The sequence below is a fragment of the Priestia sp. KCTC 13724 genome, from assembly GCF_056820425.1.
On sequence record NZ_JBXDLD010000016.1, the window covers coordinates 39,819 to 62,061 of the forward strand.

At 38.6% G+C, this 22,243-nt stretch carries 20 protein-coding genes and 1 pseudogene; all 21 read right to left on the reverse strand.

Annotation, left to right across the window (positions count from 1 at the left end; translation table 11 throughout):
- Positions 1-140 precede the first annotated feature (140 nt).
- Positions 141-1,013: a 4-hydroxy-tetrahydrodipicolinate synthase gene (dapA, locus tag AC1UFB_RS01775; RefSeq protein ID WP_025910557.1), complete on the reverse strand. Its 873-nt coding sequence runs from the start codon at positions 1,011-1,013 to the stop codon at positions 141-143.
- 80 nt (positions 1,014-1,093) lie between these two features.
- Entirely contained in the window at positions 1,094-2,320 is a 1,227-nt protein-coding gene (gene dapG / locus AC1UFB_RS01780) for an aspartate kinase (RefSeq protein WP_061784559.1), read from the reverse strand.
- Positions 2,321-2,360: 40 nt separating this feature from the next.
- On the reverse strand, positions 2,361-3,404 hold the full coding sequence (gene asd / locus AC1UFB_RS01785; RefSeq protein ID WP_061784560.1) for an aspartate-semialdehyde dehydrogenase: 1,044 nt from the start codon (positions 3,402-3,404) through the stop codon (positions 2,361-2,363).
- Positions 3,405-3,589: 185 nt separating this feature from the next.
- Positions 3,590-4,183: a dipicolinate synthase subunit B gene (locus AC1UFB_RS01790; RefSeq protein WP_025910560.1), complete on the reverse strand. Its 594-nt coding sequence runs from the start codon at positions 4,181-4,183 to the stop codon at positions 3,590-3,592.
- Positions 4,183-5,082: a dipicolinic acid synthetase subunit A gene (gene dpaA / locus AC1UFB_RS01795; RefSeq protein ID WP_100346934.1), complete on the reverse strand. Its 900-nt coding sequence runs from the start codon at positions 5,080-5,082 to the stop codon at positions 4,183-4,185. Before dpaA ends, AC1UFB_RS01790 begins: the two co-directional genes overlap by 1 nt.
- Before the next feature lie 230 nt (positions 5,083-5,312).
- Complete coding sequence (locus AC1UFB_RS01800) at positions 5,313-5,546, reverse strand: YlmC/YmxH family sporulation protein (protein ID WP_035320336.1); 234 nt, start codon at positions 5,544-5,546, stop codon at positions 5,313-5,315.
- Positions 5,547-5,936: 390 nt separating this feature from the next.
- Positions 5,937-7,181 carry a M16 family metallopeptidase gene (locus tag AC1UFB_RS01805; RefSeq protein WP_025908935.1) on the reverse strand — a complete coding sequence of 415 codons (1,245 nt, stop codon included), beginning with the start codon at positions 7,179-7,181 and terminating at the stop codon, positions 5,937-5,939.
- 71 nt (positions 7,182-7,252) lie between these two features.
- The gene (locus AC1UFB_RS01810; RefSeq protein ID WP_025908936.1) at positions 7,253-8,224 is read right to left on the reverse strand and encodes a polysaccharide deacetylase family protein; all 972 of its coding nucleotides are present in this window, start codon (positions 8,222-8,224) and stop codon (positions 7,253-7,255) included.
- Between the two features lie 120 nt (positions 8,225-8,344).
- A complete protein-coding gene (pnp, locus tag AC1UFB_RS01815; protein WP_025908937.1) occupies positions 8,345-10,471 on the reverse strand; it encodes a polyribonucleotide nucleotidyltransferase in 2,127 nt (708 codons plus the stop codon).
- Positions 10,472-10,642: 171 nt separating this feature from the next.
- On the reverse strand, positions 10,643-10,912 hold the full coding sequence (rpsO, locus tag AC1UFB_RS01820) for a 30S ribosomal protein S15 (RefSeq protein WP_025908938.1): 270 nt from the start codon (positions 10,910-10,912) through the stop codon (positions 10,643-10,645).
- Between the two features lie 146 nt (positions 10,913-11,058).
- Positions 11,059-12,015 (reverse strand): bifunctional riboflavin kinase/FAD synthetase, encoded by a 957-nt coding sequence (gene ribF / locus AC1UFB_RS01825; protein ID WP_025908939.1) that lies wholly within the window; start codon positions 12,013-12,015, stop codon positions 11,059-11,061.
- Positions 12,016-12,043: 28 nt separating this feature from the next.
- On the reverse strand, positions 12,044-12,958 hold the full coding sequence (truB, locus tag AC1UFB_RS01830; protein ID WP_100346933.1) for a tRNA pseudouridine(55) synthase TruB: 915 nt from the start codon (positions 12,956-12,958) through the stop codon (positions 12,044-12,046).
- A gap of 101 nt (positions 12,959-13,059) precedes the next feature.
- The gene (rbfA, locus tag AC1UFB_RS01835; protein ID WP_025908941.1) at positions 13,060-13,425 is read right to left on the reverse strand and encodes a 30S ribosome-binding factor RbfA; all 366 of its coding nucleotides are present in this window, start codon (positions 13,423-13,425) and stop codon (positions 13,060-13,062) included.
- A gap of 115 nt (positions 13,426-13,540) precedes the next feature.
- A complete protein-coding gene (locus AC1UFB_RS01840) occupies positions 13,541-13,819 on the reverse strand; it encodes a DUF503 domain-containing protein (RefSeq protein ID WP_025908942.1) in 279 nt (92 codons plus the stop codon).
- Entirely contained in the window at positions 13,816-15,858 is a 2,043-nt protein-coding gene (infB, locus tag AC1UFB_RS01845; RefSeq protein WP_482588410.1) for a translation initiation factor IF-2, read from the reverse strand. Before infB ends, AC1UFB_RS01840 begins: the two co-directional genes overlap by 4 nt.
- 20 nt (positions 15,859-15,878) lie before the next feature.
- Positions 15,879-16,187 carry a YlxQ family RNA-binding protein gene (locus AC1UFB_RS01850; RefSeq protein ID WP_100346932.1) on the reverse strand — a complete coding sequence of 103 codons (309 nt, stop codon included), beginning with the start codon at positions 16,185-16,187 and terminating at the stop codon, positions 15,879-15,881.
- On the reverse strand, positions 16,184-16,459 hold the full coding sequence (gene rnpM, locus AC1UFB_RS01855) for an RNase P modulator RnpM (RefSeq protein ID WP_025908945.1): 276 nt from the start codon (positions 16,457-16,459) through the stop codon (positions 16,184-16,186). The genes AC1UFB_RS01850 and rnpM overlap by 4 nt, the downstream gene beginning before the upstream one ends.
- Before the next feature lie 12 nt (positions 16,460-16,471).
- Positions 16,472-17,587, reverse strand: a complete 1,116-nt coding sequence (gene nusA / locus AC1UFB_RS01860) for a transcription termination factor NusA (protein ID WP_025908946.1) — start codon at positions 17,585-17,587, stop codon at positions 16,472-16,474.
- 41 nt (positions 17,588-17,628) lie between these two features.
- Positions 17,629-18,099 carry a ribosome maturation factor RimP gene (rimP, locus tag AC1UFB_RS01865; protein WP_025908947.1) on the reverse strand — a complete coding sequence of 157 codons (471 nt, stop codon included), beginning with the start codon at positions 18,097-18,099 and terminating at the stop codon, positions 17,629-17,631.
- A 393-nt stretch (positions 18,100-18,492) separates the two neighbouring features.
- Positions 18,493-19,896 (reverse strand): annotated as a pseudogene (locus tag AC1UFB_RS01870) (PolC-type DNA polymerase III); the annotation flags it as partial.
- A 112-nt stretch (positions 19,897-20,008) separates the two neighbouring features.
- The gene (gene ltrA / locus AC1UFB_RS01875; RefSeq protein ID WP_482588412.1) at positions 20,009-21,832 is read right to left on the reverse strand and encodes a group II intron reverse transcriptase/maturase; all 1,824 of its coding nucleotides are present in this window, start codon (positions 21,830-21,832) and stop codon (positions 20,009-20,011) included.
- Positions 21,833-22,243 lie beyond the last annotated feature (411 nt).

The window sequence follows — 22,243 nt, forward strand, 5'->3', positions numbered from 1 at the left end:
CCCAAAATCATAGACCCGTCCATAATCTCATTTGTCTTCATTATAACTGATGACAGAATTGGAATACAAGAAATTTCATCCATGCTTTTCTAATGAATAAAAAGCCCCCTGCATTCTTTTATGAATGAGGAGGCTTTTTATTATAGCGTGTTAAGCATTTTTCGTAATGATTCACGCTCAGGTTCAGTTAAAGGAACAAGTGGTAAACGTACAGATCCTACGTCTAAGCCTTTAAACTGCAGAGCTGTTTTTACAGGTGTTGGGCTTGGAGCAGAGAAAAGAGCCTTCATAACAGGCAATAATTTACCATGTAGTTGAGCTGCTTCTTTTACTTTACCCGTCTCAAATGCTGATACCATCGCTTGCATCTCGTTACCTAATACGTGAGACGCCACAGAAATAATACCATTACCACCAATTGATAATACCGGCAACGTTAAACCGTCATCGCCACTATAAAGCGCAAAGTCATCAGCTGTATTGTTAATAATAGCTGTCATAGCGTCAAGATCTCCGCTTGCATCTTTAATTGCTACTACGTTTGAAAGCTCTGACAAGCGTACAATGGTAGTAAGCTCCATGTTAATAACAGAGCGACCTGGAATGTTATAAAGCATCACAGGAAGCTTTGTGCTCTCTGCAATTGCTTTAAAATGCTGATATAAACCTTCTTGATTTGGTTTATTGTAATACGGCGCAACGATCATTACAGCATCTACGCCAATTTCTTCAGCTTTTTTTGTTAGCTCAATCGATGCATACGTGTTGTTACTACCAGTTCCAGCTACTACTGGAACACGACCTGCCGCTACTTTAACTGAGTGTCTAAATAGAGCTAGCTTTTCTTCTGTGGATAACGTTGGTGATTCACCCGTTGTTCCAGCAATGATTAAAGAATCTGATCCATTCTCAATCAAATAGTTAATTAACTGTGTTGTTTTTTCAAAATCAATGTTTCCCTTATGATCAAAAGGGGTTACCATAGCCGTTGCTACTTTACCAAAATCAATCATGTCTTCACTCCTTGACGTTCAATTATCTCCATTGGTAAACAACTCCATCAACAATATTTAATTGATGGAGTCTGTTTACTTTATTGAGTTACTTTTGATAAATCAAAAGCACGGTGAAGTGCATTAACTGCTTTCTTCAAATCCTCTTCTTTTACAAGTACCCAAATTGTTGTGTGACTATCAGCTGATTGTAAAATTTGAATTCCTTCGCTTGCAAGCGCCGTTACAATTTTAGCCGTTACGCCAGGCACACCGGCAATCCCTGCACCTACGATAGATACCTTAGCACAATTGCGGATAACAGAAGGCTCGTAACCAAGCTCTTGTAAAACCGCAATCGCTTTATCTGTTGATTCTTCAGTAATAGTGTACACAACACCTTTTGGTGAAATATTAATAAAGTCCACGCTAATCTTTTCCTGAGCCATAGCTTTAAATACTTCAGCCTGCGTGTCGTAATAACCGTCCTTACTGAATACCTTAATTTGTGTCACATTGGATACGTGAGCAATGCCTGTTACAAGACGCTCTTGGACATCGCTTCCACGCTGTTGAGCCGCACTATGGGAAGTCACTAGTGTACCTTCAGAGTCAGCATAGGTTGAACGTACGCGCATTGGTACTTTGGCCTGCATAGCAATTTCAACAGCTCTTGGATGAATAACCTTCGCACCTTGATATGCCATGTTACAAATTTCATTATATGTCACAACCGATAGCGGTCTTGCATCTTCAACAATGCGTGGATCTGCTGTCATTACCCCTTCGACATCTGTAAAAATGTCAATGTATTCAGCTTGTAATGCAGCTCCTAAAGCAGAAGCAGACGTGTCGCTACCTCCTCGACCTAACGTTGTTGTATCACCGCTTTCGTTTGCTCCTTGAAAGCCTGTTACTACCACGACATCATACTCTTCTAATTCTTCTATTATACGGTCACATTTCATTTCAATAATCTTGGCATTAGTAAAATCACTATTCGTGATAAAACCAGCCTGAGCACCATTTAGAGCTGTAGCCTTTATGCCATTTTCGTTTAATAAGTTAGTGAATACAACGGAAGAAATTAATTCTCCACAAGCCATTAACATATCTAACTCTCGTTTATTCACAGAAGCCTTATTACCATTCACAAGTGATAACAGCGTATCCGTTGCATATGGTTCGCCTTTACGTCCCATTGCAGATACAACTACCACTACTTTGTAACCTTCTTTTTGTGCATTTTTCAGATGATGAATAGCACGTTCTCTTCCTTGTTCATTACGAACGGAAGTTCCTCCAAATTTTTGGATGATGATTTTCATACTTACACCTCATTAATACTCTGAAACACGCTAGTTGCGCTTATTTTACTAAGCCAAGCTTAATAAGTGACTCTGCAATTTGTACAGAATTCCAAGCTGCACCTTTTAATAAGTTATCAGACACAATCCACATATGGAAGCCATTTTCGTGATCTAAATCTTTACGGATACGACCAACGAATACTTCACGCTTGCCTACGCAGTCTGCAGGCATTGGATATACTTGATTCTCTGGGTCATCTTGTAAAACGATACCAGGTGCATCAGCTAGTAATTTTTTCACATCAGCTACCGTTGCATCATTGTTTTCAATTTCAATATAAACTGACTCTGAATGTCCTGTAACAACCGGTAAGCGAACACAAGTAGCAGCTACTGGTAGTTCAGGCATGCTCATAATTTTTTTCGTTTCGTTAATCATTTTCATTTCTTCGAATGTAAAGCCGTTATCTTGGAACTTATCAATCTGAGGAATAGCGTTAAAAGCAATTTGGTAATGCTTTTTATCCCCACCAACTGGTAAAATTTCTGGCGTAAATTCTTTTTCGTCCAGGATTGCTTGTGCTTGTTCCTTTAATTCATTAATTGCTGCGGCACCAGCACCTGAAACAGCTTGATACGTCGATACAATCACTTTAGATAAACCGTATTTTTCACGCAGTGGCTGCAGTGCTGCTACCATTTGAATCGTTGAACAGTTTGGATTTGCAATGATTCCATTATGTGCTTTTAGTGCTTCTTCGTTTACTTCTGGCACAACTAAAGGTACGTTTTCATCCATACGAAATGCGCTTGTATTATCAACTACAATCGCTCCACGTTTCACTGCTTCCGGTGCTAACGCCTTGGAAATGCTTCCTCCTGCGCTAAATAAAGCAATATCTACTCCTTCAAAGCTCTCTGGCTTTGCTTCTTGAATGATTATTTCTTCTCCATTATAAGTGACTTTCTTACCCGCTGAACGAGCTGAAGATAATAATGTTAATTTGCCAATTGGAAGATTACGCTCTTGTAGAGTTTTTATCATTTGTTGTCCTACTGCACCTGTTGCTCCTACTACTGCTACATGTAATTCTCTTGTCATTTTAATACCGCCTCCAACAATTTTCAACTACTCAACATTTTTCTGCATATACTGACTATTTTAACATAATACCTTATTTTATTGCGCTAAAGAAGAGAAGATTTTAAAATCTTCTCTTCTTTTTTCACCTTTGACAGAAATATATTCTTAAAATTACTTTATGATGCGGCGCGCTACTTTGTTTCTTAATCGCGAAAACGCTCCACGACAACAGGTTGAATTTGTTTCCCTTCCAATGCCGCATACACCGTATCAGAAAGCATCGGCATACGAGCTACCATTGAGTTTGGCTTTGAAATAGGATCATCTTGACCAAATGGAATAAAGTAAATGTTTTTAGTAGCCATTAGTCGCATTAAGTTTACACCATTTAGACCCAATGCGTCATTGGTTGAAATACCTAAGACAACAGGCTTATTATTACGTAGCGTTGCTTTTGCAGCCATTAGAACTGGGGATTCGGTCATAGCATTCGCAAATTTACTCATTGTATTTCCAGTAATTGGAGCAACCACCATGCAGTCAAGTGGAATTTTGGGTCCTAATGGCTCTGCTTTTACAATGGTATTGATAACAGAGTTCCCGGTAACTTCTTCAATTTTTCGAATCCAATCTTCTCCATCTCCAAAACGTGTATTTGTTGATTGAACAGTATAAGATACCACAGGCATTACTTCTGCTCCTAAATTGACAAGCTTTTCAATTTCTGGCATTACTGCATCGTACGTACAGTGAGAGCCCGTTAAACCAAAACCAATTCGTTTTCCTTTAAGTGACATTATTGTTTCTCCTCCCTTTGATCAGCAGCTTCTTTCAGTAACGTCACAATGACATTGGCAACGATTTGTCCTGCTGTTTTTGGTGCCACGATTCCAGGAAGTCCCGGTGCTAGAATCGCTTTAATTCCTCTTTTTTCAGCGTAGCGAAAATCAGTACCTCCAGGCTTTGATGCAAGGTCCACTACAAGAGCATGCGTTGGAATATTGGCTAAGACACTAGATGTCAAAACCGGATATGGAATCGTATTAATACAAATATCACTATCCGTTATTTCTTGAGCTAAATCGTTTAAATGAAACGGTGTTAACCCCATTTCGCTAATGCGTGCTAAATGCTCTGATTTACGCGCACCAACCTTTACATTTGCTCCTAATGCTGCAAACGAGCGCGCCACACTCATTCCTACTCTTCCTAATCCAAGAACGGATATATTCGCTCCATGTATTGTAAAGTCTGTATGTTGAATGACCAGCATAATTGTCCCCTCAACTGTTGGAACTGAGTTGTAGATAGCAACATCGTCACGCTCAAACAGCTGAATGAGTGTTCGATTTGTCTTTTGAACAAGGCTATTTAAATAATCATTACTAATTCCTGAATAAATGGTACAATGCGCAGGAGTACTAGCTAAGATCTCTTCTGTTAAAATTACTTTTTCATTTGAAAAGATGGTATCGACTTCCCCTTCATGATTTGTACCTGGTACAGGCAAAATAATGGCATCGACATCGGAAAAATTTAGTTCATCAATTTGATATTTGGTCGCACCAGTAAAGCCGTGATCAAGCTGATCAAACCCTATAAGCGATGTTTTTGCATCTAATTGGATGAGCTTTCGTATGACCTCAAGCTGTCTTGCATCACCACCAATGACAGCTATGTGCAAATCCGTTAACATGTGTCTGTTCACCTTCTTTAATATTAAATAGAGACGTCTAGTTCTTTAAAATTATAGATATCATAGAATCATTCATTACCATTAGATACCTATTGCATTTTCTTCAACATAGTATGTAAACAACTGAGAATCGGTGAATCTTTCTCCGCATTGTATGACAAATATTCGAGTCCAAAAAAAGCATGGCTACTAACAGCCATGCTTTTCTACTATTCAATCGATGTATTTTCTTATTGTTCTAAATTAACTATAACCATATCGGTTCCTATCTTTTCAATATGAGACCATGGTACTCTTACATCACTACCCTGCTTTCGGAAACCAAACCATTTCATAGAAGGAATTAATAGCGCTTTTATTTGGCCCTGCTCATTAAATTCTAAGTCCGTTTGCCCCAGTACGCCAAGGCGTTCAGCTCGCTTTAAATCCACAATTTCCTTACCGCTTAGTTCACTTAACCTCATAAACCTCTCCCCCTTATAACTAGTTTATCAATGAACATAGTAAAAACATGACAAGAAAATAAAAAAGTGTGGGACAAAACGAAATGTTTCTTTCTCAAAGACGAGTTATGTCTTTTCTAAGGTAGTTAGGTTATAATAACAGGTTCGTTTCGTTCCATTCCGCTACGGACACTCGCTTTCCGCAGGGAGGAATCTGAGCCTCCTCGCTGCGGAGTCTCAGCTCTTCCTCTAGTCCCCCTAGGAGTCACATGCCTTACGCTCCATTCCACTAATTCTTTAAAATTAGTTTCCTAATCAACAAAAAATCCGAACTATAAAAGAGTCGTTAACTCTCAATAGTTCGGATAGATCATTGACTGAAATACTTATGTTCCAGCCGCTTTCGTACTCTTATTTTTTATTCAATCCTTTTGGCATTTCACCGCTAGGGCTAATTAAAGATAGTGCAAAATCATCTTTGAAAATAGAACGTGCCAATGAATTAACGCTGTCAATTGTCACATTGTTAACTAGATCTAAAATTTCATCTAATGAGCGATGATGACCCAACATTAGTTCATTTTTTCCGTTACGACTCATACGACTATTTGTGCTTTCTAGACTCAGCATTAAGTTTCCTTTTAACTGCTCTTTACTGTTAGCAAGCTCTTTCGCCGTAATCCCTGTGTCTGTAAGCTCTGTAAGCGTATCTTGAATTGTATCATACAGCACATCAAGCTGATTGCTACCTGTTCCACCATAAATAGTCACAAGGCCACTATCACGGTAGGAAGAATGATAAGAGAAGACCGAATAAGCTAATCCACGTTGCTCTCGTACCTCTTGGAACAAGCGACTGCTCATACTTCCTCCCAATACGTTATTTAAAACGATTAGGCTATACACATCTTTTCCACCAATTGGAAGCCCTTCGAAACCTAAGCATAAATGCGCTTGTTCTGTATCTTTTTTGCGAGCGATGTGATTTGTATGAAAAGCTGGCTGTACATACTGATGGGCATCATATGATGAAGTGTATGTACCAAAATACTTTTCAACTTCTTTAATAAAAGAATCATCTACGTTACCCGCTACTGAAATCACAACATTTTCAGGAATGTACATTTTTTCCATATAGCTACGAAGCGAATCACCGTTAAACGTTTTTAACGTCTCTTCCGTTCCCAAAATTGGATATCCTAACGGATGGTCACCATACACAGCTTTACCTAATAAGTCATGTACGATGTCGTCTGGGGTATCTTCATACATCTTAATTTCTTCGTATACTACATTTTTCTCTCTAGCTAACTCTTCTTCATCAAAAGCAGAGTTAAAGAACATATCTGCTAGCACATCAAGCGCTTGATTGGAATGTTCATCTAACACTTTTGCATAGTAACAAGTATATTCCTTTGATGTAAAGGCATTAACTTGTCCTCCAATTTGATCAAAGCTCTCTGCAATGTCACGAGCAGAGCGTGTCTTAGTACCTTTAAAAAACATGTGCTCTAAAAAATGTGAGACACCATTAATTTCTGGATGTTCACTTCGAGAACCAGTCCCAATCCAAACTCCAATCGCTACCGAACGAACCGTTGGGATATTTTCAAGCACAATTCGCACACCATTTTTGCATGTATGTCGAGTAATCAAGCTAACTCCTCCTTTGTCATTTGCTTCATTTTAATGGGATACGTTTATAAGAAAAATACGCTTGATATCCGTTAATCTTTACGATAACTGACCATTCTTTCTTCATCAAGCAGCATCGTTACCGTCGTAACATCTAACCCTTTTTTCTCAATATCCGTTAACAGCTGATCCAATGAATTCGCTGTAGCCTCAGTAGGATGCATCAGCACGATTGCACCTGGATGAATTTTTTTCATCACGCGATTAATCAGCACATCTTTTGTCGGCTTTTGCCAATCAATTGTATCTACTGTCCACATAATTGTACTCATTTTTTGCTCTGAAGCTAACGTTACTACTTCTTTTCGAAAGCTACCGCTTGGGGGCGCAAACCACTTTACTTTCTTACCAGTAGTAGCCGTAATTACTTCATTCGTTTTCTTTAATTGATCAACAATTTGTCCTGATGATAATGTAGCCATGTTAGGATGCGAGTAGGAATGATTTCCAACTTCATGTCCCTCATCTACAATCATCTTTGCCAACTCAGGGTTATTTTTAACCCATCTTCCTTCTAAAAAAAACGTTGCTTTTGCATCGTGCTTCTTTAAAGTTTGAAGCATATCTGGTAAATATTCATTTCCCCAGGCCACATTTATCGTAAACGATACCATAGGCTTTTCAGGGTGTCCACGATAGATAGCTTCAGATGGAAGATCATCTAAATGCACCTTTGGCTTTATTTGTTTATAAACCAGCTTATCTTCATTAAACTTACCGCTTTTTTTCATATTCTCATAGGAAGCCTTTACATCTACAGCGATTCCATTGTAACCCGGCGTTTTCTTCCAGACTGGGTCAATGGCTGCATTAGAAGGCTTAACGTTATATATCTTTGCTTTCTCGGCAATCTTCTGATATAGGTCGTTTCTTTCGACACCAGCTTGCTCAACCGTTGTCTGAAATGCTTCTACATAATCAGTAGCAAACGGATTATAAATTGATTTATATGTAATTGCAAGTAAAAATAAAAATGCAGTAAATTGAATGATTGAACGTTTCACTTATCCTTCCCCCTTTTCCATACAAAGTATGTAGAAAAAGGACAAGGTAGAACAGCGTCTTCAAGCCAATGTAATAAAACCCCCACATCAGTTAGACTGCGTGGGGGAATAACAAGGCAATTATTTTGTTTCTTTTGCCTGCTCTTCTTTTTCTTTTTGCTCTTTCAGAACTGCTTTCCTTGATAAGTTAACGCGACCTTGCTTGTCGATTTCCATTACTTTTACAAGAATTTCATCACCGATAGCAACAACGTCTTCCACTTTACCAATACGTTCTTCAGCAAGCTCAGAAATATGAACAAGGCCATCTTTACCGCTGAAAATTTCAACAAATGCACCAAACTTCTCGATGCGTTTAACTTTACCTAGATACATTTGTCCAGCTTCAACTTCACGAACAAGATCTTCAATGATTTTCTTCGCTTTTAGGTTCATCTCTTGGTCAATTGATGAGATAAAGATTGTACCATCTTGTTCAATATCAATCTTAACACCAGTTTCTTCAATGATCTTATTAATTTGTTTACCACTTGGTCCAATAACATCACGAATCTTGTCTGGATTGATTGCCATCGTCAAGATTTTCGGAGCGTACTGAGACAGCTCTTCACGAGGTGTATTAATTGTAGAAATCATGTGATCTAAGATCTGCATGCGTCCTTTTTGTGCTTGTTGAAGAGCCTCTTCTAAGATTTCACGAGATAGGCCATCAATTTTAATATCCATTTGTAACGCAGTAACACCTTTTGCTGTTCCCGCTACTTTAAAGTCCATATCACCTAAGTGATCTTCCATTCCCTGGATATCAGTTAAAATTGAGTAATGCTCACCCGATTTAATAAGACCCATTGCAATACCCGCTACAGGAGCTTTAATTGGAACCCCAGCATCCATCATTGCAAGCGTACTTGCACAAATACTTGCTTGAGACGTTGAACCGTTTGATTCTAACACTTCAGATACAAGGCGGATTGTGTATGGGAAATCTTTTTCTGTTGGAATAACAGGCTCTAATGCACGTTCACCAAGTGCTCCATGACCGATTTCACGACGTCCAGGTCCACGCATTGGTCTTGTCTCACCTACGCTGAAAGAAGGGAAATTATAGTGATGCATAAAGCGTTTAGATTCTTCTACGCTTAAGCCATCTAGAATTTGCACATCTCCAAGCGCTCCTAGTGTACAAATGCTAAGTGCCTGCGTTTGTCCACGCGTGAATAACCCAGAGCCGTGTGTACGCGGCAATAAGCCAACTTCAGATGATAATGGTCGAATTTCGTCAATGCTTCGACCATCTGGACGCACTTTTTCTTCTGTAATTAGACGACGCACTTCGCTTTTAACAAGCTTAGATAAGATCTCACTGACTTGACCTAATACATCAGCTTCAACTTGTTGCTCTTCAAACTGCGCAATTACCGCTGCTTTTACTTCGCTAATTGCTTCTTCACGAGCATGCTTTTCTTGAACTTGAACAGCTCGGTTCATGTCTGCTTCTGCAATTTCACGCACTTGTCTTTCTAAGTCTGCATCTACTGTATAAAGTTGCACTTCCATTTTCTCTTTACCAACAGCTGCAACAATTTCTTCTTGGAATTCAATTAACTTCTTAATTTGGTCATGTCCAAACATAATTGCTTCTAACATCACTTCTTCTGGTACTTCATCTGCACCAGCTTCAACCATGTTAATAGCGTCTTTTGTTCCAGCAACCGTTAAATGAATATCGCTTTTTTCTTGGTCTTCTACACCTGGATTTACAACAAATTTACCGTCTACACGCCCTACGATAACCCCAGCAATTGGGCCTTCGAATGGAATATCAGAGATAGAAAGTGATAAAGAAGAACCAAACATAGCGGCAACTTCAGACGAGTAGTTTTGATCTACACTCATTACAACACTTACGACCTGTACTTCGTTACGGAATCCATCTGCGAATAGCGGACGAATTGGACGGTCAATTAAGCGGCTAGCTAAAATAGCTTTCTCACTCGGACGACCTTCACGCTTAATAAATCCACCTGGAATTTTACCAACTGCGTATAAACGCTCTTCATAGTTAACTGTTAAAGGAAAAAAATCTACGTCTTTCGCTTGTTTTGAAGCTGTTGACGTGCTTAATACTACTGTGTCTCCATAACGAATCAGTGCTGCTCCGTTAGCTTGCTTTGCTAATTGACCAACTTCAACCTCTAGCCTTCTACCGGCTAGTTCCATGGAGAACACTCGTTTTTCTTGTTCCATATCGACGAGTACCCCTCTCTACATATAAAATATATGTATGTAAATAAATGTGATAGTTTTATTATAAACGAAATACTAAAAAACAATAGCTTTTTTCACATTATGTAGCATCTTTTCAAAACATCTAAATGTACATACTAAAAAAGCGGGAATGCTCCCGCTTTCTTCTTATTATCGACGTAAACCAAGCTTGTTGATTAGATCACGATAACGAGTAACGTCTTTGTTACGAAGATAGTTAAGTAAGTTACGACGTCTACCTACCATTTTTAGAAGTCCACGACGAGAGTGGTGGTCCTTCTTGTGAGTACGTAAATGATCGTTTAGATTGTTAATTTGCTCTGTTAGGACAGCGATTTGAACCTCTGGAGATCCAGTATCGTTTGCATGAGTTTTGTACTCATTAATGATTTCATTTTTACGCTCTTGTGTGATAGCCATCCTATTCACCTCCTTGTTTATAAACCCCAGTTACCGAGCAAGACGTTGGTGAATCGTCATGCCAAGCAATGGTTGTTTTGCATACAAGTGTTATATTACTACTTTCTTTTCAAAAAAGCAAGAAGATCTCTACTTTTTCTTTTAGTTTATTGTACGTTTTTTGAAACACCTAAAAAGTACTGGTTTGCTTCTTCTTTATCTAATGAAATTTGTTCAATTAGCGCTTCAATTCCAGAAAATTTGCGCTCACTACGAATGAGCTTATGCCAACGAACTCTTACATGCTCACCGTAAATTTGCTTATTAAATGATAGAAGGTGCACTTCAATTGTGGGCTTTTTTAAGTCTTCATGAAATGTTGGTTTATATCCTATATTGCATACTCCTTGATACCATTGATTATTTAGCTCTAACTCCACTGCGTATACGCCTGTTCTTGGCAGGAGATAATCAGCGGCTAAGGAAACATTTGCCGTTGGAAACCCAATTTGCCTGCCTCTTTTTTCACCATGAACGACCGTTCCTTCTACTTCATAATTACGTCCAAGCAGCAATTTCACTTTCTCCATTTCACCATCAGCTAAGAATTGTCTAACTAACGTTGAGCTTACTTTCTCTTCATTTGTTGTTAGCTTATCTACGACCGTCTGCGTAAACTGTGAACGAGAGTGAAAAGGTAACGTTTCCATCGTCCCTTTTCCTAGCTTACCATATGAATAATCGAATCCTGCCACAACATGCTCTACGTTTAAGCCGATAATATACTGATCAACAAACTCTTGTGGTAATAAAGATGCAAACGCCCGATCGAAATGCACTATATATAAAAAGTCAATTCCCAGTTTTTTAATAAGTCGTTTTTTTTCTTCTAAAGGTGTAATCATATCAACGTGCTGAACGTTTTTCCCAAGAATGACGGATGGATGAGGTGTGAAAGTCATCACTGCGCTCGCTACATTTTTCTCATCAGCGATTTGCTTTGCTGTTTTAATCACTTGCTGGTGCCCCAAATGTACACCATCAAAAAATCCAAGAGCTAAAACAGAACGCTGTACAACCTCTCGTCCTAAATGATGTGGATGTCGAATCTCTATCGTTTCCAAAACGCACTTCACCTTTTCCTTAACCAATTCAGTCGATTGCTAAGACTTTTACCGGTTTAATTAAATGTTTTTTTGTGGGATGCTGCGCATAAATCGCCATGCATTTTCCAGCTGAATCCACCATTAGAAATTGCCCCTCGAGTAAAGATTCATCTTCTGGACATGGTAATACCGCACCGTTTCTCACTTTCTCTGCTAATGTATCATTTATTTTGAATTTCGGCAAATGAAAGAGCGCACGCTCAATAGGATGTAAAAGTGATTGAATTGTTCCTTCTTTTACTGCTAGTTCAATCTGTTCAAACGTTAAGCAATCCTCTAAAGAAAACTGACCCGATCCTGTTCTTTTTAAATAAGACATATGAGACGGGTAACCAAGTTTCTCACCGATCATAACAGCAAGTGTTCTAACATACGTTCCTTTACTACAGGTCACACGGAAGCGAAATGAAATGTTTTCGCCCGTAAATACATCTCGGTCATCAAGAAGTTCAAACTGATAAATTTGAATAGTACGCGCAGGTCTTTCAATCTCAATCCCTTGCCTTGCGTATTCATATAACTTTTTACCATTAATTTTTACGGCTGAATACATGGGAGGAACTTGTTCAATCGTCCCCGTTAAGGATTTAAGAACCTCTTCAATTTGAGCACGCGTAAACGTCGCATTTATCTCTTTTCTTTCCACCACATCACCAGATGAGTCTTCCGTCGTGGTAGAAAAACCAATAGTGACTTCCCCTTCATACGTTTTTGTTGCACCTGTTAAATACTCTACAATTTTGGTTGCGCGACCGATACAGATGGGGAGTACACCTGTTACATCTGGGTCAAGCGTGCCCGTATGACCTACTTTTTTTGTTTTTAGTAGCTTTCTAACTTTAAAGACACAGTCATGAGACGTCATCCCCGCTGGCTTATTTAAAACTAAAACACCATCCAACTTACTCAACTCCTTTTCCTCCATAAAAAAGGTGCCTCAAAAAGCACATGTACTTGTTGAGACACCCTTTATCATGCTCATTTGAGCACCCTAATCATCCATTAATTATGGTCTTGCTCATCGTTGCTTTCTTTTTTAATTTCATGAAGTAACGACTCAATCCGATTACCATAATCAATTGACTCATCAAATTCAAATGTAATTTCAGGTGTTTTACGTAAGCGAATGCGCTGACCAATCTCTGAGCGAATAAAGCCTTTTGCTTTTGCAAGACCTTTTAACGTATTCTCACGCTGCTCAGCATCTCCTAATACAGAGATATATACTTTTGCTTGCTGCAAATCGCCTGAAACCTGAACGTCCGTAACCGTTACAAAGCCGATGCGTGGATCTTTAATCTTTCGATTTAAAATCTCACCTAGCTCTTTTTTCATTTGTTCACCGACTCTAGTTGCTCTAATTTTCATACTGTGTCACCCCTTTTATACCACTTCAACAGGCTGACTGCTATTAAATCAGCTTGAAAAATCCAATTGGTTCCAACACTTCATCAACAGAAAAATTTTCTGCTTATAATCGGTATTATAACCAATCAAAGGTTGTAATAGTGCGTTCGATTTCTGGAAAAGAATCCATTAGAGCAATTGCTTTTTGTAATTCTTGTTCCGTTGCGACGCGACTAGATGAAACTGCAACTATGCTAATTTTTGTACGCTGCCACACATCTTGAAAATCTGTTTCGGATACCGATACATTATACTTTTGTTTTAGGCGCATTAAAATCCGCTGTAAAACCGCTCGCTTATCCTTTAGTGAGGCCGCGTTATAAATTAAACATTCACATTCCACTAATCCAATCACTTAGGATCGATTTGCTCCATTACATATGCTTCAATAACATCGCCTTCTTTAATGTCATTGAAGTTTTTAATTGTAATACCACACTCGTAGCCTTGAGCTACTTCTTTTGCATCATCTTTGTATCGTTTTAGGGCATCAACTTCACCTTCAAAGATAACGATACCATCACGAATTAAACGGATGCTGCTGTGGCGCGTAATTTTACCTTCTGTGACGTAACCGCCGGCAATTGTACCAATTTTAGATACTTTGAACGTTTGACGAACTTCAACTTGACCAATAACTTTTTCTTCAAACTCAGGATCAAGCATTCCTTTCATCGCTGATTCAATCTCTTCAATCACTTTGTAGATAATACGATGTAGACGAATATCTACTTTTTCAGCTTCTGCCGTGCGTTTTGCACCTGCATCTGGACGTACGTTAAATCCAATTACGATTGCATTAGAAGCTGTTGCTAAGATGATATCAGATTCTGTAATTGCACCTACACCAGTGTGAATGATGCGTACGTTTACGCCTTCAACATCAATCTTTTGTAAAGATGCTGCTAAAGCTTCAACAGAACCTTGTACGTCAGCTTTTACGATTAAGTTTAAGTCTTTCATTTCACCTTGCTTGATTTGCTCAAATAAATCATCCAAGCTTACGCGCGTTTTTTCACCACGCTGTTGTTCAAGCTGCTTTTGAGCACGTAGCTCACCGATTTGACGAGCTGTTTTCTCATCTTCAAACACCATGAAGCGGTCACCAGCTAACGGTACATCGTTTAGACCTGTGATCTCAACTGGAGTTGAAGGACCAACCTCTTTCACGCGACGACCGATGTCGTTTACCATTGCACGAACACGACCGAACGTGTTTCCGACAACGATTGGATCTCCAACTTTTAGTGTTCCATTTTGAACAAGTAAAGTAGCTACTGAACCGCGGCCCTTATCAAGCTGTGCTTCGACAACTGTTCCAACAGCACGACGATTTGGGTTTGCTTTTAATTCTTCTACTTCACTTACCAATAGGATCATTTCAAGAAGCTGGTCAATACCTTCTCCTGATAGAGCAGATAGCTTACAGAAGATTGTATCGCCACCCCATTCTTCCGCTACCAATCCGTGTTCCATTAGTTCTTGCATAACGCGGTCTGGGTTTGCTGCTTCTTTATCCATTTTATTAACAGCTACGATAATTGGTACTTCAGCAGCTTTCGCGTGGTTAATTGCTTCAATTGTTTGTGGCATTACACCATCATCAGCTGCAACAACAAGAATTGTAATATCTGTTACTTTTGCTCCACGCGCACGCATTGTTGTGAACGCGGCATGTCCTGGTGTATCTAAGAACGTAATCTTCTTCTCTTCTACCACAACTTGGTAAGCACCGATATGCTGCGTGATTCCACCAGCTTCTCCAGCCGTTACCTTCGTGTTACGAATTGAATCTAATAGCGTTGTTTTACCATGGTCTACGTGACCCATAATTGTAACAACTGGTGGACGAATTTGAAGGTCTTTCTCATCGTCAATGATTTCCATTGCTTCAAAATCAGTTGCGTCTAACACAACTTCTTCTTCCACTTCTACGCCATACTCACCAGCAATTAATTCAATTGCTTCTTTTTCAAGCTCTTGGTTGATTGTTGCCATAACCCCAACCATGAACAGCTTTTTAATAATCTCTGAAGGCTCTTTGCCTAACTCTTTTGCCAATTCAGAAACTGTTAAACTTTCAGAGTATGTGATTTTTTCAGGAAGTTCTTTTGGTTGTGCCGGAGCCGGTCTTCCTTTTCCTCCCTGAGGCTTTTTATTACCTTTTCCACCTTTGTTGGCAGCAGGTTTTGCTGGCTTTTTGTTGCCTTTTTTATCATTATTATTTGGTTTTGAATTATTATTTAGTGCTGCATCTAGTTTTTTCACATGCTCATCCTCTAACGTTGTCATGTGGTTAGACACTTCAACATTCATTTCTTTTAATTTTTCTATAACGTCTTTGCTTGAAATATTGTATTGTTTTGCATATTCATGTACGCGAACTTTACTCAATATTTTCACCCCCAAAAAGATTAATCGAGCATCGTGATTAGCTTTTTGGCAAAGCCACTATCCATCACTGCAACGACAACACGTGCATCTTTACCGATTGCTTCTCCTAAAACGTAGCGATCCACAACGGTTCGAACCGGAATTTGATAATACGTGCATTTGTCGATGACTTTTTTTGTTGTGTTATCTGATGCATCACCGGCTAAAAGAACAAGCTTTGCTTTTTTTTTGCGCACTTCTCCTATTACAAGCTCTTCACCAGAAATTAATTTACGTGCTCGATTTGCAAGTCCTAAAAAAGAGAGCCACTTTTCATTATTCAATGTCATTGCTTCTCCTTCTCTACAAGCGTCAACAATTCATCATAAACTGCATCTTCAATCGGTGCGCTCAAGTGAGTAGATAAGACATTTTTCTTTTTTGCTAATAAAATGGCTTCTTTATCTTTACTTAAATAGGCACCGCGCCCGGACTTTTTACCCGTTAAGTCAACCGAAACTTCACCTTCTTTAGAGCGTACAACGCGTACTAGCTCTTTTTTAGGCATCATTTCACCAGTGGCCACACATTTTCGCATCGGGACTTTTTTACGATTGTTCATTTGGCTCACCTCTTATTCCATGTCATCTTCGTCTGAATCAAATGCATGCTGACTCACTAACATGTCATCACTTTTTTGAATATAAATACCTTCTTGCTCGGCTTCGGATTGACTCTTAATGTCAATTTTCCATCCTGTTAACTTAGCTGCTAAACGTGCATTTTGTCCACGTTTACCGATTGCTAATGACAGCTGGTAATCTGGCACGATAACCGTTGTTGCTTTTTCCTCTTCATCCACCATTACTTCTAATACTTTTGATGGACTTAATGCATTTGCCACAAATTCTACCGGGTCATTTGACCAGCGAACGATATCAATTTTCTCACCTTTTAATTCATTCACAACAGCCTGAACACGTTGACCTTTTGGTCCTACACAAGAACCGACTGGATCTACTTCAGCATATTCTGAGTGAACAGAGATTTTAGAACGATCGCCAGCTTCACGTGCAACTGACTTTAATTCAACTGTACCATCATAAATTTCTGGTACTTCTTTTTCAAATAAACGCTTAAGTAATCCAGGGTGTGTTCTTGAAACGTAAATTTGAGGACCTTTTGTTGTTTTTTCCACTTTTGTGATATACACTTTAATACGGTCATGTGGTTTATATTGTTCGTTGGGCATTTGTTCACTTTGTGGCAATAGAGCTTCGATTTTCCCAAGGCTTACATAGATAAAGCGTGAGTCTTGACGCTGAACAATTCCTGTCATGATGTCTTCTTCACGATCGCTAAACTCAGAATAGATAACGCCACGCTCTGCCTCACGAACGCGCTGTGTTACAACTTGCTTCGCTGTTTGTGCAGCAATGCGACCGAAGTCTTTTGGCGTTACTTCAATTTCTACAACGTCGTCTAATTGAAAGTTAGGATTAATCCCTTGTGCTTCTTCAACTGAGATTTCCAAGCGTGGATCATACACTTCATCTACAACGTCTTTACGTGCGAATACGCGCATTGTTCCTCGATCTAAATTTAAATCAACACGCACGTTTTGCGCTTGATTAAAATTGCGCTTATAAGCAGAAATTAACGCTGCTTCAATCGCTTCAATAATAACATCTTTACTAATGCCTTTTTCTTTTTCAAGAACTACCAAGGCATCTAATAACTCACTGCTCATTTTGGTTAATCCCCCTTTAATATTCACTAGTTGCTAATGCGTTAAAACACAATTGCCAGCCTAGCAAACGCAACTTTTTCATATGGTAATTCCACTGTTTTTGTACGTGTTTTAATGCGAATTGATAACGTTACTGTTGTACCGTCAAATGCTACTAGTTCGCCTTCAAACTCCTTTGCTCCTTCAATTGGCTCATATGTTTTTATGTATACATGCTTACCGATTGAACGTTCAAAGTCTTTGTCCTTCTTTAAAGGTCGCTCAGCACCTGGAGAGGATACTTCAAGAAAATAGTTATGTGTGATTGGATCAACTTCATCCATTTTCTCGCTAAGCTTTTCGCTTACAGCTCCGCAGTCTTCAATATCTACACCCGTTTCAGAATCAATAAAAACTCGAAGGAACCAATCGCGCCCTTCTTTTACATACTCTATTTCCACTAGCTCTAAGTTCATTTCTTCTAAAATTGGCGTAACCATTTCTTCTACTGTTTCTTTTACGCTTTTGCCCATTTCTAATCCTCCTTTCGAGACAACAAAATCTATGTCTCTTATCTAAAAAAGAGTGGACACATTTGATACTGTCCTTTCAATACCTAGTATGAAGCTGGTACATACGCACGATATACTAATGAGTAAGAATGATGAAAATAATAATGAATGTTTTCAATTCATATCGCCGTGATACAGTCCGGTACTTAAGTTTCGATGCTAGAACGTCTCGAGTCAAAAAGCATGCACGTACAGAAAAAACGAATCATGCTAACCGCCGATTCGTTTCCCATACTCCTTACTAGTTCGTAAGTTCATATCAATAAGAAAGAGCGGGTTTCCCCACTCTTTACTCGTCCGTATCCTTAGCATTTCCACATTCACTATATCATAACCGCTTATTTTATGCAAATGTTAGAAAAGTGAAAGTTGGTTTTGATCTGGCAAGCTTTCTAAGCAACCGTGATTGTCTAAATACTCTAGAATTGTTTTTGATACTTTTCCTCTTTGCTGTAGATCTTCTTTTGATAAAAACTCTCCATCCTTGCGAGCTTTCACAATATTTAAAGCCGCATTAGTACCCAATCCGGGAATGGAATTAAATGGTGGAATTAACGATGTACCATCAATAATAAACTCATCTGCACTCGATTCATACAAATCAACTTTTTTGAATGAATAGCCACGCTCACACATTTCAAGCGCAAGTTCAAGCACTGTTAATAAGTTCTTCTCTTTCGGAGAAGCATCAAGTCCCTTACCATTGATTTCTTCCATTTTCGCCCGAATAGCAGTCGAACCCTTGATCATTGTGTCAATATCGAAGTCATCGGCGCGTACTGTGAAATATGCTGCATAATATAAAAGCGCATGATGAACTTTAAAATACGCAATACGTACAGCCATTAAAACGTATGCTGCTGCATGGGCTTTCGGGAACATGTACTTAATCTTTTTACACGAATCAATGTACCAATCTGGCACGCCGTTTTTAATCATTTCTTCTTCGAATTCAGGGGTCAACCCTTTCCCTTTACGAACTGACTCCATAATTTTAAACGCTAAGGAAGGCTCTAACCCTTGATAAATTAAATACACCATAATATCATCACGACAGCCAATTACTTCACTTAGGTTACAAATATTATTACGAATTAACTCTTGCGCATTTCCTAGCCATACATCCGTTCCGTGAGATAGCCCAGAAATTTGAACAAGTTCTGAGAACGTAGATGGTTTTGTATCCTCCAACATTTGGCGAACAAATCGAGTACCGAATTCAGGGATACCAAGAGTTCCTGTTTTACACATAATCTGCTCTTCTGTTACACCTAAAGATTCCGTTCCGCTAAAGATCTTCATGACTTCAGGGTCATCTGTCGGAATGGTCTTTGGATCAATTCCACTTAAGTCTTGTAGCATACGAATAACCGTAGGGTCATCGTGCCCTAAAATATCAAGCTTTAAGAGATTGTCATGAATAGAGTGGAAGTCAAAATGAGTTGTACGCCACTCAGAGTTTCGATCATCTGCTGGGAACTGAATTGGTGTAAAGTCATAGATATCCATATAGTCTGGTACAACGATAATTCCTCCAGGGTGCTGACCTGTTGTTCGTTTTACTCCTGTACACCCTGCTACTAATCGATCAACTTCCGCATTTCGCAAATGCAATTCATGATCTCCAGCGTATCCCTTTACATATCCATACGCCGTTTTCTCTGCAACGGTACCGATTGTTCCAGCACGGTATACGTTGTCTTCTCCAAACAGCACTTTTGTATAGTTATGCGCTCTTGGCTGATATTCACCAGAGAAGTATGATGATAGGTAAGCATTTGAAGTTATCTCCAGCTTTTCCCCCATCTCACACCGTACGTGACCCTTTCAGTGTCATACGGCGTTCCATCGTTAACATTGTCGAAGTTACTCAGCTAAGTTTTGGATTTCCTACTTCCGTTCTTAACTGATTTAGGTTTTTAATTGCTTTTAAATCAAAAGTTTCAAGTATTGCTTTGTACTTTGGATTTGTCGTTGGATTGTTATTATGAATTAACATATGGTAGTCTTTTTTGATAATTATTAGATTATCGTAGTCATCAGTTCCGCCTTGGGCAGTTGGTTTCTTGTGGTGACATATTGCATTAAACGGGGTTAATCTTTCACCCGTTATTCCGCAGCAACCTTTCTGGGCAACGTATTTACTTAGACGATTGTCTTCGTATTTTACGCTCTTGGACTTATAAGTACCTTTTCTAAACATTTCAATTTCAGTAACGGATACGTTTTTAATCTCTTTGTGAATGGCTTTTCGGTCTTTAGCATTATAGATTGTAAATTCTGGCTTGCGTTGACCTCGGATATCGTGTTTAACTGCTTCCATCGGATATACTAAAATGCCATTACTTTTAAATCTAGGACATCGGTAACCAGTGTAAAATTTTTCAATCACTTTGTTTTTCTCTTGAGTAAAGTTAAAAATATTTCTGTATAAAAGTGATTTAATATTTTTGTGTACTCTATGCCTTATATCATTAAAGTCTTGGGATACTCTTGTAGCTATTCTGTAATAGTTCTGCATTCCAAGGATATTGGCGTTGTACATCATAATCTTTTCTGGTGTAGGACTTTTTCTTATCTTTACTAACTTATGCCTAATTACTTCTTCTACCTTATTTTTAGATTTAGGACACATTTTTGAGTTTACTATATATCCTGTTTTTCCAGTTCCCTTTTTAACGGCTCTGAACCGTACTCCCAAAAAGTCTGTACCATTTTTTCGGATATTTGTGATTTTGCTTTTCTCTTTGCTTGTCTCTAAGCCAAGTCTTTCTTGTAACCATTTTTCGACGGCTATTTTGATTTTCTTGGCATTATTGTATGAGTTCGTAAAGATTTTAAAGTCATCCGCATATCTTACTAGGTACATCGGTTTGAGTTTCGTCTTTTTAAGAGCATCTGTTTTGTTTCGTTTTAATTTATAAGGTATTTTCGTAGGTTTTGTTTCCCATTGGTTTGATATCCACCAATCTAACTCGTTTAATACAACATTTGCGAGTAGTGGTGATAATATCCCGCCTTGTGGCGTGCCTTTCTCTGGTACTCCAATTCCTTTGACTTCGGCTTTCAGCATTTTCTTAATAATTGATAATACTTTTTTGTCCCGTATCCCGATGGTCCATAGTTGTTTGAGAAGCTTGGTGTGATTAACATTATCGAAAAATCCTTTTATATCTACATCAACCACATAATGATTGAAGCTGTGATTTACTAGATGATAACATCTAGCCAAAGCGTCGTGGGTACTTCTTTTCGGTCTAAACCCAAAACTATTTGAGTTAAACTTTGCTTCCACAATAGGTTCAAGAATTTGCAAAAACATCTGTTGAATTAATCTGTCCTCTATTGTGGGAATTCCAAGTGGTCTCTTATCGCCATTAAGTTTAGGTATCAATACCCTTTTAACAGAATGTGGTTCGTAGTATTTAAGTCTTTTTCTTGTTATTGCAACAAGCTTGTTAATATCCATTCTTTGTAAATATTTAATGGTATGTCCATTTGTGCCTTTTGTTTTGCTTCCAGTATTACTTTTGATATTTCGATACGCTAATCTAATGTTCTCTTCCGATACAATAAAATCATAAAGGTTTTTAAAGTATCTACCATTTGCGCTTTCTTCATAAAGATTATCCAACTGGCCTTGCATACCAAAGTATTCGTTATTTCTCAACTTTTGTATCATTAAGTCAGTCAACTAATCACTTCCTCTCGAAAGTTTTCGTTTCTTTAAGTCTTACTAGAACCTGACTTTTGTAGGTTTGTTTCGACGTTAACGACTAATGCCCTTCCCTCAAGAGTGTTTTATCCTCCGACTTATTGGTTATTCAGTCATCATAGGCAATCTTGTAAGCGGTACTACGGCATCACTGCCACTTCCATAAATCTATGTTATAGCTGTTACTTTTCCATAGAAACACTTTTAACGAAGTGCAACCTTCTGATGTGTTGGAAGCTTCTCACGTTCCACTATTTCTATCTTTACATAATCTACTTAGGTTCCCCCTAAATCCCGTTGAGCTTGACTGTGCCTGTAACACAGTATGGACTTTCATAACCAAACGTTTACTCATCCACACTCAAAATTCCTATTAGGAACCCATATCAT

Coding starts and splice junctions, on each gene's coding strand:
- dapA (WP_025910557.1), bottom strand. CDS start 1,013: ATGATTGATTTTGGTAAAGTAGCAACGGCTATGGTAACCCCTTTTGAT.
- dapG (WP_061784559.1), bottom strand. CDS start 2,320: ATGAAAATCATCATCCAAAAATTTGGAGGAACTTCCGTTCGTAATGAA.
- asd (WP_061784560.1), bottom strand. CDS start 3,404: ATGACAAGAGAATTACATGTAGCAGTAGTAGGAGCAACAGGTGCAGTA.
- AC1UFB_RS01790 (WP_025910560.1), bottom strand. CDS start 4,183: ATGTCACTTAAAGGAAAACGAATTGGTTTTGGTTTAACGGGCTCTCAC.
- dpaA (WP_100346934.1), bottom strand. CDS start 5,082: ATGTTAACGGATTTGCACATAGCTGTCATTGGTGGTGATGCAAGACAG.
- AC1UFB_RS01800 (WP_035320336.1), bottom strand. CDS start 5,546: ATGAGGTTAAGTGAACTAAGCGGTAAGGAAATTGTGGATTTAAAGCGA.
- pnp (WP_025908937.1), bottom strand. CDS start 10,471: ATGGAACAAGAAAAACGAGTGTTCTCCATGGAACTAGCCGGTAGAAGG.
- rpsO (WP_025908938.1), bottom strand. CDS start 10,912: ATGGCTATCACACAAGAGCGTAAAAATGAAATCATTAATGAGTACAAA.
- rbfA (WP_025908941.1), bottom strand. CDS start 13,425: ATGAAAATTAGAGCAACTAGAGTCGGTGAACAAATGAAAAAAGAGCTA.
- AC1UFB_RS01850 (WP_100346932.1), bottom strand. CDS start 16,187: ATGACATTGAATAATGAAAAGTGGCTCTCTTTTTTAGGACTTGCAAAT.
- rnpM (WP_025908945.1), bottom strand. CDS start 16,459: ATGAACAATCGTAAAAAAGTCCCGATGCGAAAATGTGTGGCCACTGGT.
- nusA (WP_025908946.1), bottom strand. CDS start 17,587: ATGAGCAGTGAGTTATTAGATGCCTTGGTAGTTCTTGAAAAAGAAAAA.
- rimP (WP_025908947.1), bottom strand. CDS start 18,099: ATGGGCAAAAGCGTAAAAGAAACAGTAGAAGAAATGGTTACGCCAATT.